We start from the raw sequence: 727 nt of genomic DNA on the forward strand, positions 1-727 counted from the left end.
CTTCGCTCCCGAAGGAGCTCGCGCCACACCCTTGAATCCTGCGCCCGGATTTGCCTAAGCGCCTTCTCCAATGCAGCGACCGGGACTTCCAACACCCGGACAACCTTCCGCGATCCGTCCCCCCATCGCATCTAACAATGGTGCAGGAATATTGACCTGCTTCCCATCAGCTACGCATTTCTGCCTCGCCTTAGGGGCCGACTCACCCTACGCCGATGAACGTTGCGTAGGAAACCTTGGGCTTACGGCGAGGGGGCCTTTCACCCCCTTTATCGCTACTCATGTCAGCATTCGCACTTCCGATACCTCCAGCACGCTTTTCAACGCACCTTCGCAGGCTTACGGAACGCTCTCCTACCATGCGAGACTAGCTCGCATCCGCAGCTTCGGTATATGGCTTAGCCCCGTTACATCTTCCGCGCAGGACGACTCGATCAGTGAGCTATTACGCTTTCTTTAAAGGGTGGCTGCTTCTAAGCCAACCTCCTGACTGTTTTAGCCTTCCCACTTCGTTTCCCACTTAGCCATATTTGGGGACCTTAGCTGGCGGTCTGGGTTGTTTCCCTCTTGACACCGGACGTTAGCACCCGATGTCTGTCTCCCGTGATTGCACTCTTCGGTATTCGGAGTTTGCTATGGCGGGGTAATCTGCAATAGACCCCCCAACCATGACAGTGCTCTACCCCCGAAGGTGAGACACGAGGCACTACCTAAATAGTTTTCGGAG

Annotated in this window: 1 rRNA gene; it reads right to left on the reverse strand. The window is 55.6% G+C overall.

What is annotated here, in order from left to right:
- A 23S ribosomal RNA gene (locus J5M67_RS27295) occupies positions 1-727 on the reverse strand; the annotation flags it as partial.

The organism is Pseudomonas sp. 30_B (assembly GCF_017491605.1).
Taxonomy (GTDB): Bacteria; Pseudomonadota; Gammaproteobacteria; order Pseudomonadales; family Pseudomonadaceae; genus Pseudomonas.